Origin of the sequence: Streptomyces sp. SS7 (assembly GCF_037993025.1) — a bacterium.
Lineage (GTDB): Bacteria > Actinomycetota > Actinomycetes > Streptomycetales > Streptomycetaceae > Streptomyces.
On the sequence record NZ_CP141223.1, the window covers coordinates 3289900 to 3301938 of the forward strand.

The 12039-nt window shown below is 72.9% G+C and carries 13 protein-coding genes and 1 tRNA gene; 7 read left to right on the forward strand and 7 right to left on the reverse strand.

Annotated elements, in window-relative coordinates; all coding sequences use genetic code 11:
- Positions 1 to 119 precede the first annotated feature (119 nt).
- The 4 genes from rsrA to U5640_RS14980 form a co-directional block, all read right to left on the reverse strand.
- Positions 120 to 467, reverse strand: a complete 348-nt coding sequence (gene rsrA / locus U5640_RS14965; protein WP_340376295.1) for a mycothiol system anti-sigma-R factor — start codon at positions 465 to 467, stop codon at positions 120 to 122.
- Positions 464 to 1153, reverse strand: a complete 690-nt coding sequence (sigR, locus tag U5640_RS14970) for an RNA polymerase sigma factor SigR (RefSeq protein WP_340376296.1) — start codon at positions 1151 to 1153, stop codon at positions 464 to 466. Before sigR ends, rsrA begins: the two co-directional genes overlap by 4 nt.
- A gap of 257 nt (positions 1154 to 1410) precedes the next feature.
- Positions 1411 to 2049, reverse strand: a complete 639-nt coding sequence (locus tag U5640_RS14975; RefSeq protein ID WP_340376297.1) for an alpha/beta family hydrolase — start codon at positions 2047 to 2049, stop codon at positions 1411 to 1413.
- A 10-nt stretch (positions 2050 to 2059) separates the two neighbouring features.
- On the reverse strand, positions 2060 to 2875 hold the full coding sequence (locus U5640_RS14980; protein WP_340376298.1) for an SOS response-associated peptidase: 816 nt from the start codon (positions 2873 to 2875) through the stop codon (positions 2060 to 2062).
- Positions 2876 to 2925: 50 nt separating this feature from the next.
- Here U5640_RS14980 and U5640_RS14985 point away from each other — a divergent pair, with 50 nt between their 5' ends.
- The 4 genes from U5640_RS14985 to U5640_RS15000 all read left to right on the forward strand — a co-directional run bounded on the left by U5640_RS14985 (position 2926) and on the right by U5640_RS15000 (position 6530).
- The gene (locus U5640_RS14985) at positions 2926 to 3648 is read left to right on the forward strand and encodes a M50 family metallopeptidase (protein ID WP_340376299.1); all 723 of its coding nucleotides are present in this window, start codon (positions 2926 to 2928) and stop codon (positions 3646 to 3648) included.
- A 124-nt stretch (positions 3649 to 3772) separates the two neighbouring features.
- Positions 3773 to 5080, forward strand: coding sequence for a 3-phosphoshikimate 1-carboxyvinyltransferase (gene aroA, locus U5640_RS14990; protein ID WP_340376300.1), 1308 nt, complete (start codon positions 3773 to 3775; stop codon positions 5078 to 5080).
- Between the two features lie 18 nt (positions 5081 to 5098).
- Entirely contained in the window at positions 5099 to 6109 is a 1011-nt protein-coding gene (gene rsgA, locus U5640_RS14995; protein ID WP_340376301.1) for a ribosome small subunit-dependent GTPase A, read from the forward strand.
- Positions 6110 to 6206: 97 nt separating this feature from the next.
- Positions 6207 to 6530: a multidrug efflux SMR transporter gene (locus U5640_RS15000; protein ID WP_055631559.1), complete on the forward strand. Its 324-nt coding sequence runs from the start codon at positions 6207 to 6209 to the stop codon at positions 6528 to 6530.
- Between the two features lie 27 nt (positions 6531 to 6557).
- On the opposite strand, the gene U5640_RS15005 is transcribed toward U5640_RS15000, so the two are convergent.
- Positions 6558 to 7160 (reverse strand): TetR/AcrR family transcriptional regulator, encoded by a 603-nt coding sequence (locus U5640_RS15005; RefSeq protein ID WP_340376302.1) that lies wholly within the window; start codon positions 7158 to 7160, stop codon positions 6558 to 6560.
- Between the two features lie 612 nt (positions 7161 to 7772).
- Here U5640_RS15005 and hisN point away from each other — a divergent pair.
- The 3 genes from hisN to U5640_RS15020 all read left to right on the forward strand — a co-directional run bounded on the left by hisN (position 7773) and on the right by U5640_RS15020 (position 9697).
- Positions 7773 to 8573: a histidinol-phosphatase gene (hisN, locus tag U5640_RS15010; protein WP_340376303.1), complete on the forward strand. Its 801-nt coding sequence runs from the start codon at positions 7773 to 7775 to the stop codon at positions 8571 to 8573.
- A gap of 188 nt (positions 8574 to 8761) precedes the next feature.
- Positions 8762 to 9151, forward strand: a complete 390-nt coding sequence (locus tag U5640_RS15015) for a CBS domain-containing protein (RefSeq protein WP_340385116.1) — start codon at positions 8762 to 8764, stop codon at positions 9149 to 9151.
- A gap of 129 nt (positions 9152 to 9280) precedes the next feature.
- The gene (locus U5640_RS15020) at positions 9281 to 9697 is read left to right on the forward strand and encodes a Fur family transcriptional regulator (RefSeq protein WP_340376304.1); all 417 of its coding nucleotides are present in this window, start codon (positions 9281 to 9283) and stop codon (positions 9695 to 9697) included.
- 91 nt (positions 9698 to 9788) lie between these two features.
- Here U5640_RS15020 and U5640_RS15025 read toward each other — a convergent pair.
- Together U5640_RS15025 and U5640_RS15030 are read right to left on the reverse strand one after the other, a co-directional pair.
- Positions 9789 to 9862 (reverse strand) — tRNA-Met (locus tag U5640_RS15025).
- A gap of 98 nt (positions 9863 to 9960) precedes the next feature.
- Positions 9961 to 11895, reverse strand: a complete 1935-nt coding sequence (locus tag U5640_RS15030) for a tetratricopeptide repeat protein (RefSeq protein WP_340376305.1) — start codon at positions 11893 to 11895, stop codon at positions 9961 to 9963.
- Positions 11896 to 12039 lie beyond the last annotated feature (144 nt).

Sequence of the window (12039 nt, forward strand, 5' to 3'; positions counted from 1 at the left end):
CCCAGCCGTGCCCGTCCGGGCTCCGTCAGGGGTCCGGGCTTCGGAGCCTAGGGTGGCGTGGGGTGGCACGACGGGCGTATCACCCGCGGATTAGCACATTCGGGTGAAGACGGACCCGGTCAGGACTCCTGCGGAGAGACCGGAGAGACCGGGGAGACCGGGGAGACCGGTGTGACGGGCGCCGCCGTGACCTCGTGCTCGGGCACGGCCTGCCCGGAACGGATCAGATCGAGCCGTCCCAGGACCTTGGCGCGCAGGTCGGTCGGTACGTCGTCGTGCCCGCAGCACCGCTTGACCAGCTTCTTCACGGCCTCTTCGAGTCCGTACTTCTCCAGGCACGGGGAGCACTCGGTGAAGTGCTGCTTGAACTTGTCGCGATCGACGTCCGGCATCTCGCTGTCGAGGAACTCGTAGAGATGATCGAGTACCTCACTGCAGTCCGTCTCGTGCGGCTCTCCGCAGCTCATGAGCCCGAGCCTTTCGCTTCGTTCGAGTCCCCGGCACCGGCCGGGACCAGCCCGCGCTCGCGGGCGTAGTCCTCGAGCATGCCGCGCAGTTGACGACGGCCCCGGTGCAGCCGGGACATCACCGTACCGATGGGTGTCCCCATGATGTCCGCGATCTCCTTGTAGGCAAAGCCCTCGACGTCCGCGAGGTACACGGCGATGCGGAACTCCTCGGGAATGGCCTGAAGTGCCTCTTTCACGTCCGAGTCGGGCAGGTGGTCCAGCGCCTGCGACTCGGCGGAACGCAGACCGGTCGACATGTGCGACTCGGCACGGGCGAGCTGCCAGTCCTCGATCTCCTCGGCCGCGCTGCGCTGGGGCTCGCGCTGCTTCTTGCGGTACGAGTTGATGAAGGTGTTGGTGAGGATCCGGTACAGCCAGGCCTTGAGGTTGGTGCCCTCACGGAACTGGTGGAAGGACGCGTACGCCTTCGCGTACGTCTCCTGCACCAGGTCCTCGGCGTCCGCCGGATTGCGCGTCATGCGCAGCGCCGCCGAGTACATCTGGTCGAGGTAGTCGAGCGCGTCCCGCTCGAAGCGCGCGCTGCGCTCCGCGGACGACTCGCTGCTCGCGCCCACGCCCTGGCCCTCGGGCAGCTCCGCCTGGCCGTTGTCGGTCCCTGCGTCGGTACCGGTGACCGGACCCACCTCCTCAAGATTCCGGAAAGGACCGAATCCGGTCCCACTCGAATCGGAGGATAGACGACTACCCGTGCCTGCCGCCGCTCCGAAAGGAGTGGTGGTGGCCGCGTGCAGCACCGTCCAGTCCAGGTCGGTGCGGCCGGAACGGCTCGGGCAGATGGTCGAACCCATGCGGCGGACTTCCTCTCCCACGACATCGGTGCTGCGTGTTCAGCACTTCTGTCCGCCTCAACAGCGACCCTCCGCACAACATTCCCGAACCTTTACCCCAGTGACCCGGTCCACTTCACGACCGCGTCCGTGACGATCCCCACGGCCTCCTCCTGACCGATGTCCGCCCGCTTGGGCACGGCGAGGCCGTGGTCGGCGCAGGGCACCTCGACCATCTCGTACGTCCCCTCGGGGAACTCCCCGGGCCGTCCGAACGTGTCGTTGCCGCCCTGGACGACGAGCGTGGGGACGCCGGAGCCCAGCAGTTCCGCGGCGCGGGACTTCTCCGGCCTGCCCGGCGGGTGCAGCGGGAAGCTCAGTGCGAGGACCGCGTGGGCCCCGAGCTCCACCGCCGTACGGCAGGCCACGCGCGCGCCGGCGCTGCGGCCGCCGGAGACCACCGGGAGGCCGGGCCTCGCGACGGCGGGCCAGATCCCGCGCCAGCCGGTGTCGAGGGTTCTGGGCGCGGGCGCCACCTTCTTGCCGGCCACCCGCCAGGGCTGCTCGACGAGGGCGACGGTGACGCCGTGCGCGGGGAGCACGGCGGCGAGGGCCGCGAGGTCGCGCGCGTCGATGCCGCCGCCCGCGCCGTGGCTGACGGCGAGGACGAGCCGGGGCCGCTTCGCCGGGTGCCAGGTGATGCGGGCGTCGCCGGCGTCGGTGGGGACGAGTTCGGTGGTCGCTGTGCTCACGGTGCTCACGTCAGAAGAGTGTGCCCTCCTCGGGGCCCTCCAGCTCCTTCAGCAGCTCCGGGCTGTTGTTGCGGACGTTGCTGACGGCCGTGGACACCGGGTAGGCCCGCATCAGTCCGGGCGGCGGGGGCTCCAGCAGGGACCGCAGGTGCTCGGGGTCGGTGCGGGCCGGGTCCAGCCAGGAGTCCCAGCGGTCCGGGGTGAGCATCAGGGGCATCCGGGGGTGGATCTCGGCGAGCGCGTGGGGGCCCTCGGCCGGGGCCACGGCGAGCGGGGTGGTCTCGGCCTCGGTGGTGATCACCGAGCAGGTCACCCACCAGGCCTGCGGATGGTCGTCGGGCAGGGTCCGGTCCCGCCAGAACTCGTACAGCCCGGCCATCGCGAACACCGAGCCGTCGGCCGGGAGCACGAAGTACGGCTGCTTGCGCGGCCGCTTCTTCCTCCCCTCGACCTCCAGCTCGCGCTCCTCCTTGGCGGTGACCCACTCGTAGTAGCCGTCGGCGGGCAGGATGCAGCGGCGCGAGGTGAAGGCGCGGCGGTACGACGGCTTCTCGTGCACCGTCTCGGCGCGCGCGTTGATCATCCGGGCGCCACCCTCGGGCGACTTGGCCCAGGAGGGCACGAGTCCCCACTTCAGCTTGCGCAGCTGCCGAACCGGACGCGGGTCCTCGGCGTCTCTCACCGGACGGTCGAGGACGGCATAGACCTCCTTGGTCGGCGCCACGTTGTAGTCGGGTCCGAGGGTCTCCTCGGGCTCCCACTTCTCGACGTCGAAGACTCCCGCGAGATCCTCGGGCCTGCGACTCGCTGCATACCGTCCGCACATACGTGCCACACTGCCAGACTCGACCCGACGAGAGGGAGCCACCGCCGAACATGGAGAGCATCGCCGCCCTAGCGCTGCCCGACCTGTGGGACCGTCTCGTCGGCACCCAGCCCGACCCCGATCTGTGGGTGGTGATCGCGACGGCGGTCGCGGCCCTCGCGGTCGTCGTCCCGCACAGTCTGTGGCGGATATCCCGCAACGCGATCACGATCGCCCACGAGGGCGGCCACGGCCTGGTCGCCCTGCTGACGGGCCGCCAGCTGACCGGGATACGGCTGCACTCCGACACCAGCGGTCTCACGGTGAGCCGCGGCAAGCCCCACGGCCTCGGCATGATCCTCACCGCCGCCGCCGGCTACACCGCTCCGCCGCTCCTCGGCCTCGGCGGCGCGGCCCTCCTCGGCGCCGGCCGGATCACCCTGCTCCTCTGGCTGGCGACGGCCCTCCTGGTCGCGATGCTGGTGATGATCCGCAACGCCTACGGCGCCCTCACGGTCGTCCTGACCGGCGGCACCTTCCTCCTGGTCTCCTGGCTGGCGGGCCCCCAGGTCCAGGCCGCCTTCGCCTACGCGGTGGTGTGGTTCCTGCTCCTGGGCGGCGTGCGCCCGGCCTTCGAACTCCAGGTCAAGCGCAGGCGCGGCGGCGCGGGCGACTCGGACGCGGACCAGTTGTCGCGCCTGACGCACGTGCCGGCGGGCCTGTGGCTGTTCCTGTTCCATGTCGTGTCGCTGTGCGCGCTGATGGGCGGGGGCCGCTGGCTGCTGGAGAGGTGAGGCGAGCCCCGCAGGGGCACGCGTCACAGGCGCACGGGGCCGGGTCGACATACGGCTCCGCCACGGGGCGCGACCGGCCCCGACGGCGCCGCACCGAACGACAACCGCCGACTAAAGTGAACGCATGCCCAGAACCCCGGCCCTCTGGCCCGCCCCCACCGCGAGCGAAGCCGTCGACGCGACGGTCCACGTGCCGGGGTCCAAGTCCGTCACCAACCGAGCGCTCGTCCTCGCCGCCCTCGCCTCCGAGCCCGGCTGGCTGCGCCGCCCCCTCCGGTCCCGCGACACGCTGCTGATGGCCGAGGCCCTGCGCGCGATGGGCATCGAGATCGAGGAGGGCGTGGGCCCGGACGGCACCGGCGAGGCCTGGCGCGTGCTCCCCGCGGGCCTGCGGGGCCCGGCCACCGTGGACGTCGGCAACGCGGGCACGGTCATGCGCTTCCTCCCCCCGGTCGCCGCCCTCGCCGACGGCGCCGTCCGCTTCGACGGCGACCCGCGCGCGTACGAGCGCCCCCTGCACGGCGTCATCGACGCGCTGCGCGTCCTCGGCGCCCGGATCGACGACGACGGCCGGGGCGCACTGCCGCTGACGGTGCACGGCTCCGGCGCGCTGGACGGCGGCGCGGTGGAGATCGACGCGTCCTCGTCCTCGCAGTTCGTGTCGGCGCTGCTGCTGTCGGCCCCGCGCTTCAACCAGGGCGTCGAGGTCCGGCACACCGGCTCGACGCTCCCCTCGATGCCGCACATCCGGATGACGGTGGACATGCTGCGCGCGGTCGGCGCCCAGGTGGACACCCCGGAGTCGGGCGGCGAGCCGAACGTCTGGCGGGTCACGCCGGGGGCACTGCTCGGCCGGGACCTGACGATCGAGCCGGATCTGTCGAACGCTCAGCCGTTCCTGGCGGCGGCGCTGGTGACGGGCGGCCGGGTGCTGATCCCGGACTGGCCGGCGCGGACCACCCAGCCGGGTGACCGGCTGCGGGAGATCTTCACCGAGATGGGCGGCTCCTGCGAGCTGACGGAGTACGGTCTGGTCTTCACCGGCTCGGGCGCGATCCACGGCGTCGACGTCGACCTGGGGGACGTCGGCGAGCTGACCCCCGGCATCGCGGCGGTGGCCGCGCTCGCGGACTCCCCGTCCACCCTGCGGGGTGTGGCCCATCTGCGGCTGCACGAGACGGACCGGCTGGCCGCGCTCACCAAGGAGATCAACGAGCTGGGAGGGGACGTCGCCGAGACGGCCGACGGACTGCACATCCGCCCGCGCCCGCTGCACGGCGGGACCTTCCGTACGTACGACGACCACCGCATGGCGACCGCCGGTGCGGTCATCGGCCTGGCCGTGGCAGGTGTCCGGATCGAGAACGTGGCGACGACGGCGAAGACCCTGCCCGACTTCCCCGGGCTGTGGACCGGGATGCTCGGGGAATAGGGACGGCGGGAAACAGGCATGCGCCGCTACGGCAAGCACACCGACGAGGACGACATCCGCTCCCGCCCGAACCGCAAGGGCAACCGGCCTCGTACGCACATCCGTCCCAAACACGAGGACGCCGCCGAGGGCATGGTCCTCACCGTCGACCGGGGCCGGCTGACCTGTCTGGTCGAGGACCGGACCGTCGTCGCGATGAAGGCCCGTGAGCTGGGCCGCAAGGCGGCGGTCGTGGGTGACCGGGTCGCCCTGGTCGGCGATCTGTCCGGCACGAAGGACACCCTCGCCCGGATCGTCCGCATCGAGCAGCGCGCCTCGGTGCTGCGCCGCACCGCGGACGACGACGACCCGTTCGAGCGGGTGGTGGTCGCCAACGCCGACCAGCTCGCCGTCGTCACGGCCCTCGCCGACCCGGAACCCCGACCCCGGCTGATCGACCGCTGTCTGGTCGCGGCCTACGACGGCGGCCTCACGCCACTGCTGGTGATGACGAAGTCGGACCTGGCCCCGCCGGACAAGCTGCTGGAGCTGTACGGCGACCTGGACATCCCGTACGTGGTCACCAGCCGTGAGGAGCTGGAGAACGGCGGCGCGGCGGACCGGGTGCGCGAGCTCCTGGAAGGGCGGATCACGGCGTTCGTCGGGCACTCGGGCGTCGGCAAGACCACCCTCGTCAACGCGCTCGTCCCCGAGGAGCGCCGCCGGGTGACGGGACATGTCAACGCGGTGACCGGACGTGGCCGTCACACCACGACCTCGGCGCTGGCGCTGCCGCTGGCGGGTACCGGGGACTGGGTGATCGACACTCCGGGGGTGCGGTCCTTCGGCCTCCACCACGTCGACCCGTCCCGGGTGATCCTCGCCTTCCCCGACCTGGTGCCGGGCACCGAGGGCTGTCCGCGCGCGTGCAGTCACGACGAGCCGGACTGCGCGCTGGACGCGTGGGTGGCCGAGGGACACGCGGACCCCGCGCGGCTGTACTCGCTGCGCCGGCTGCTGGCGACCCGGGACCGCAAGGAGGGCGACTGACCTCCGCGTTGTTTGTCAGGACGTGAGTCCGGTAAGTGCATAATCGCACCGAGCCGGACCGCGCGGGCGCACGAGCGGACAAACGGGAGGACAGCACATGGCGTGGCTGCTGGTCATCGTCGCGGGACTGCTCGAGACCGGTTTCGCCGTCTGCCTGAAGCTGTCCCACGGCTTCACCCGGCTCTGGCCCACCATCGCCTTCTGCGCCTTCGCCCTCGGCAGCTTCGGTCTGCTGACGCTCTCCCTGAAGAAGCTCGACGTCGGCCCGGCGTACGCGGTGTGGACGGGCATCGGCGCGGCGGGCACCGCGATCTACGGCATGGTCTTCCTCGGTGATCTGGTGTCCACCCTGAAGATCGTCTCGATCAGTCTGGTGATCGCCGGGGTGATCGGGCTGCAGCTGTCGGGCTCGGCGCACTGACCGGCGGCCGATCGGCCGCCGCCCCGTCTACGACCGCTGGAGTGCCGTCCGCACCAGGTCGGCCACCCCGTTCTCCCCGGCCGGCGGCGCCGCCACGCAGGACAGGGCGAGCCGCACGGCGAGTTCGCAGGCGCGGGCCAGGTCGGCGGCGTCCGCGCGGGCCGCGCCGGGGCCGCCGAGCACGGCGACGGCCCGGTCCCGTACGCCACCGACGAGGTCGCCGGGCGACGGCAGCGGCCCGTCCGCGCGCCGCTGCGCCGGAACGGCGGAGGAGGAGGGCACCGCCGAGAGCGTCGGCGAGGGCAGCCGCTCGCTCCAGCAACCGGTGAGCAGGGCGCGGAGGAGCGGGTTGTCCCGGGCCGCCGTGAAGGTCCACCCGGCGGCGCCGACCAGTCGTTCACGGGCGTCGCCGGGCCCGGCCAGCGCCCGGTCGATCCCGGCGAGGTAGGCGTCGGCCTCCCGCCGCACCAGGGCTCTGGCCAGCCCTTCCTTGCTGCCGAACTCGTTGTACAGCGTCTGCCGGGACACGGCGGCCGTCGCCGCCACGTCCACCATCCGCACCGCGGACCAGGGCCGCAGGCCGAGTGCCGCGTAGGCGGCGTCCAGCAGGGATTCCCGCGCTGCAGGCATCATCGCCTCCCGGGGCGAGCGGATGCTGCCAGGGTTGACGCGCCCGGCGGCACTGTCAAGGGTGCGCGACCACCCCACCAACCGACCGCCGACCGGTATCCGCACGGCCGGTGCCTGCGGCGGCCAGTTCCCGCGGCGGCCGGCCGGCCGGTCCCCGCGCGGCCGGGTCCCGAGGCGGCCAGTCACCGCACGGCCGGGTGCCGGCGGCCAGCCCTCGCGCGCCAAGGGTCCACCCACGACCGGTCCCCGCACGCCCGGTCCCCGCGGCGGCCGGTCCCCCACGGCCGGTCCCGCACGGCCGGATCCCCCACGGCCGGATCCCGATGCGGCCAGCCCCCGCGCAACTGGTCCCCGCACGGCGGGTGCCTGCATCGGCCAGTCCCCGCACGACCGCATCCCCCGACGGCCGGTCCCGCGCTGCCGGTATCGGCGGCGGCCGGTCTCCCCACGCCCGGTCCCCGTAGGGGCAGTCCCCGCGGCGGCCGGCACCCCTACGGCCGGCATCGGCGGCGGCCGGCACCCGCCCGGCCGGGCCCCGTACCGCCGGTACCCGTACGTCCGGTGCGTGGTCCTCTGTGGCCTCGTCCGATCCGGGCGGATAGCGTTCGTCCCATGCCGGACTACCTCGACGATCTCCGCCTCGCGCACGTCCTCGCGGACGCCGCCGACGCCGCCACCATGGACCGTTTCAAGGCCCTCGACCTCAAGGTCGAGACCAAACCGGACATGACCCCGGTGAGCGAGGCCGACAAGGCCGCCGAGGAACTGATCCGCGGTCAGCTCCAGCGCGCCCGTCCCCGGGACGCGATCCTCGGCGAGGAGTACGGCCTGGAGGGCACGGGCCCGCGCCGCTGGGTGATCGACCCGATCGACGGGACCAAGAACTACGTGCGCGGGGTGCCGGTGTGGGCGACCCTGATCGCGTTGATGGAGGCGGGCGAGGGCGGCTACCACCCGGTGGTCGGCGTCGTCTCCGCACCGGCGCTGGGCCGCCGCTGGTGGGCCGCGAAGGGGCACGGCGCCTTCAGCGGCCGCAGTCTCTCCTCCGCGACCCGGCTGCACGTCTCCAAGGTCGCGAAGCTGTCCGACGCGTCCTTCGCGTACTCCTCGCTGACCGGCTGGGAGGAGCGCGGGAAGCTGCACGGCTTCCTGGACCTGACCCGCGAGGTGTGGCGCACGCGCGCGTACGGCGATTTCTGGCCCTACATGATGGTCGCCGAGGGCTCGGTCGACCTGTGCGCCGAGCCGGAGCTGTCCCTGTGGGACATGGCGGCCAACGCGATCGTCGTGACGGAGGCCGGCGGCACCTTCACCGGCCTCGACGGCCGCCCGGGCCCGCACAGCGGCAACGGGGCCGCGTCCAACGGTCTGCTCCACGACGAGCTGCTGGAGTATCTCGGCGAACACTCCTGACAGGCACATGTGAGCGCGTGCGCCCTCACTTGGTCGCGCGCGCCCCCTTGTTGACTCCCGCTTTACCTGAGACTCTGAGGATTCCCCCACTTGTGAACTTGTGAATCAGTGCACGGACGGGTACCCGTCCGTGCACTGATTCCGGTAGGAGGTGGCTCCATCCCATGCTCACCCCCGTACTCGCCCCCGTGTTCGTCCGAGACGCCATGAGCACGCTGGTCCTCACCATCGGTCCCGCCCACACCCTCCGCCAGGCCGCCGCGCTGATGTCCGCCCGCCGCGTCGGCGCCGCCCTCGTCCTCGACCCCGACGCCGGCATGGGCATCCTCACGGAACGGGACATCCTCAACTCCGTGGGACTGGGCCAGGACCCGGACACGGAACGCACCGACGCCCACACCACCAACAACGTGGTCTTCGCCGCCCCGGACTGGACCCTGGAGGAGGCGGCCCGGGCGATGGCCCACGGCGGCTTCCGCCATCTGATCGTCCTTGACGGGGGCGAACCGGCCGGGATCGTCTCGGTCCGCGACATCATCCGCTGCTGGGTCCCGGCCCGTCGGCGCGTCCCCGCCTGAGCGCGCCGACCGGTCCGACGGGCGCACCATGGACAGCCCCGATCCGATCATGGACACTGTCTAAGTCAGGGTCAGCTCCAAAACAACACCCGATCGGGATCTGTTCCTCCTGCTGTTAGGCTGGTGCGCATGAGTGACCTTCTGGAACGGCTGCGTGGACGCGGATGGCGGATGACCGCGCAGCGACGCGTCGTGGCCGAGGTCCTCGACGGCGAACACGTCCACCTGACGGCCGACGAGGTGCACGCCAGGGCCGTGGCCAAGCTGCCCGAGATCTCCCGGGCGACCGTCTACAACACGCTCGGTGAGCTGGTCTCCCTCGGCGAGGTGCTCGAGGTCGCGACCGACCGGCGTGCCAAGCGGTACGACCCGAACGCCCACCGCCCGCACCAGCACCTGGTCTGCGCGCGCTGCGGTGCCATCCGCGACGTCCACCCGACCGGCAACCCGCTGTCCGACCTCCCCGACTCCGAGCGCTTCGGCTTCACGGTCTCGGACGTCGAGGTGACGTACCGCGGCATCTGCCCGAGCTGCGCTGCGGCCTGAGCCGCCCGCCCCCGCCACGATCCGGCCGAGCAGGCCGTAAGAACACGACTGAGGGCCGGAATCCTGTCGGATTCCGGCCCTCGGCCTTCAGTAGCGGGGACAGGATTTGAACCTGCGACCTCTGGGTTATGAGCCCAGCGAGCTACCGAGCTGCTCCACCCCGCGTCGTTGAATGCAACGTTACGTGAAGGGGGAGGGCGGAGGCAAATCAGTTGGCGAGGGCCGGGTGTGGCCCAGGGGGCGAACCCCCTGGGACGGGCACCTCAGGCCGACAGTTCCTGCCGCAGCGCGTCGCGGAGCCGTGCCGCGCGCTGCGCGACCTCCCCCGGTCCGAGCGACACCGCCCGGTCGGCCCACCGCTGCCCTTCCGCGAGCTCACCCCGACGCGCGTAGACCAGGGCGAGCCGCAACGCCGCCCGCCCGTGCCCGTCGTCGGCCGCCCGTGTCCACCACACGACCGCCTCCGGCTCGCTCCCCTCCCGCGCGAGCAGCAGGCCGAGGTTGAAGGCGCCGTTGCGCGAACCGGCCTCGGCGGCCTCCCGGTACCACCGCGCCGCCTCGCACACGTCGCCCCGGGCGGCGGCGAGCATGCCGACCCTGACCTGGGCGCGCCGGTGCCCCTGCTCGGCCGCCCGCTCGTACCACTCCTCGCACTCGGTCTTCTCGTGCGCGATCTCCCCGAGCTCGTGCGCGGGCTGCGGCGGCCGGCGCGCGTCCAGCACGGCGGCCAGCCGGTACGCCGCCTCCGCGCTGCCCCCGCCCGCGGCGCACCGCAGGTGCCGTTCGGCCTCCTGCTCGTCGCCCTCGCGCAGCCGGGCGATGCCGACCTGGAGCGCCGCCTCGGTGTGCCCGGCGGCGGCCGCCCGCTCGTACCAGCGCAGCGCGACCGTGTCGTCGCCGCGTCCGGCGAAGAGGATCCCGAGGTTGAACGCGGCGTCGACGCTGCCCGCCTCCGCCGCCTTGGAGAACCAGGGCTCGGAACCGGCCGTGTCGCCGCCCCGGAGCAGCAACACGGCCAGCGCGTTGGCGGCCTCCCGGTGCCCGGCGTAGGCCGCGCGCCGGTACCACTGCTCGGCCTGGGCGGTGCGGCCCTGCTCGGCGCAGAGCAGGGCGAGGTTGTAGGCGCCGTTGTCGTCACCCGCGTCCATGGCGGCCCGGTACCAGCGCTCGGCGGTCTGGGTCTGCCCGCGCTCGGCGTGCAGGGCGCCCAGCGCGTTGGCGGCGTTGCCGTCGCCGTCCTGGGCGGCCCGCAGCCACCAGATCGCGGCGTTCTCGGTGTCGCCGGCGTCCCGCAGCAGGAACCCGAGGGCACAGGCGGCCCGCGCCTCGCCGTCCTTGGCCGCGGTCAGGTACCAGCGCCCGGCCTCCTTCAGCTCGCCCTTGCGCTCCAGGATCGCCCCGAGGTGCAGGGCGGCCCGCCGGTGGCCGCGCGCGGCGGCCTGCCGGTACCACTGCTCGGCCTCCGAGTGGGCCACGGCCCCGGCGTCACCGTCCCTGCAGGTGCCTTTGGCGTCCCCCGCGTCGCCCTCGGCGGAGCGCGGGTCCCGGCGGTCCATGGCCCGCGCCAGCCGGTACGCCGCCTCCCGGTGACCACGTTCGGCGGCGGCCCGCATCCACCGCTCGGCCCCGCTGTCCCCGCGGTGTTCCAGCAGGTCGGCGAGCGCGTAGGCGCCGAGGGCGTGGCCCTGTTCGGCGGACTGGCGCAGCCAGTACTCGGCGGCGGGCTCGTCACCGCACTCACGGCAGTGGCGCCCGAGCGCGTGCGCGGCGGCGGCGGAGCCGGCGACGGCGGCGACCCGCCACCATCCGGCGGCCTCGTCGGCGTACCCGCGCTGGTGCAGCAGGACGCCCAGGTTGTTGGCGGCGGCCCGGTCCCCGGCCGCGGTGGCGGCGCGCAGATGGGGCTCCGCCCCGTCCAGGTCGCCGCGGCGCAGCAGCATGGCGCCGAGGACGCTGGTCGCCTCGGCGTCGTCGGCCGCGGCGGCGAGCCGCAGCCTCATCTCCTCGACGGCCTCCCCCGTCTCGACCGTCACCCCCGTCTCGGCTGTTTCTTCCGTCTCTACCGTCTCGTCCGTCTCTACCGTCTCGACCGCGTCCGCCGTCTGGTCCCGGCGCTCGTCCGGGGTCGCTTCCTCACCGGAAGGCTGCACAAACCGCCCTGTCTCGAACAGAGTTGCCTTGTCCCCCATAACGTCCATCGTCGCACCACCTGCAACCCGGGTACACCTGTGTATACCGCAGCCCGTGAGGTCACTTCAGCGTTTTGTCGACATGCCCACAGAGAGACAAGTCAAACACAGTCGGCTCAACTCCCCACAGCGGCGCGACGATGTCGAACCGCG

Excerpts from the sequence above, each read along its gene's own strand:
- rsrA (WP_340376295.1), bottom strand. The coding sequence starts at position 467 with ATGAGCTGCGGAGAGCCGCACGAGACGGACTGCAGTGAGGTACTCGAT.
- U5640_RS14980 (WP_340376298.1), bottom strand. The coding sequence starts at position 2,875 with ATGTGCGGACGGTATGCAGCGAGTCGCAGGCCCGAGGATCTCGCGGGA.
- U5640_RS14985 (WP_340376299.1), top strand. The coding sequence starts at position 2,926 with ATGGAGAGCATCGCCGCCCTAGCGCTGCCCGACCTGTGGGACCGTCTC.
- aroA (WP_340376300.1), top strand. The coding sequence starts at position 3,773 with ATGCCCAGAACCCCGGCCCTCTGGCCCGCCCCCACCGCGAGCGAAGCC.
- rsgA (WP_340376301.1), top strand. The coding sequence starts at position 5,099 with ATGCGCCGCTACGGCAAGCACACCGACGAGGACGACATCCGCTCCCGC.
- U5640_RS15000 (WP_055631559.1), top strand. The coding sequence starts at position 6,207 with ATGGCGTGGCTGCTGGTCATCGTCGCGGGACTGCTCGAGACCGGTTTC.
- U5640_RS15005 (WP_340376302.1), bottom strand. The coding sequence starts at position 7,160 with ATGCCTGCAGCGCGGGAATCCCTGCTGGACGCCGCCTACGCGGCACTC.
- hisN (WP_340376303.1), top strand. The coding sequence starts at position 7,773 with ATGCCGGACTACCTCGACGATCTCCGCCTCGCGCACGTCCTCGCGGAC.
- U5640_RS15020 (WP_340376304.1), top strand. The coding sequence starts at position 9,281 with ATGAGTGACCTTCTGGAACGGCTGCGTGGACGCGGATGGCGGATGACC.
- U5640_RS15030 (WP_340376305.1), bottom strand. The coding sequence starts at position 11,895 with ATGGACGTTATGGGGGACAAGGCAACTCTGTTCGAGACAGGGCGGTTT.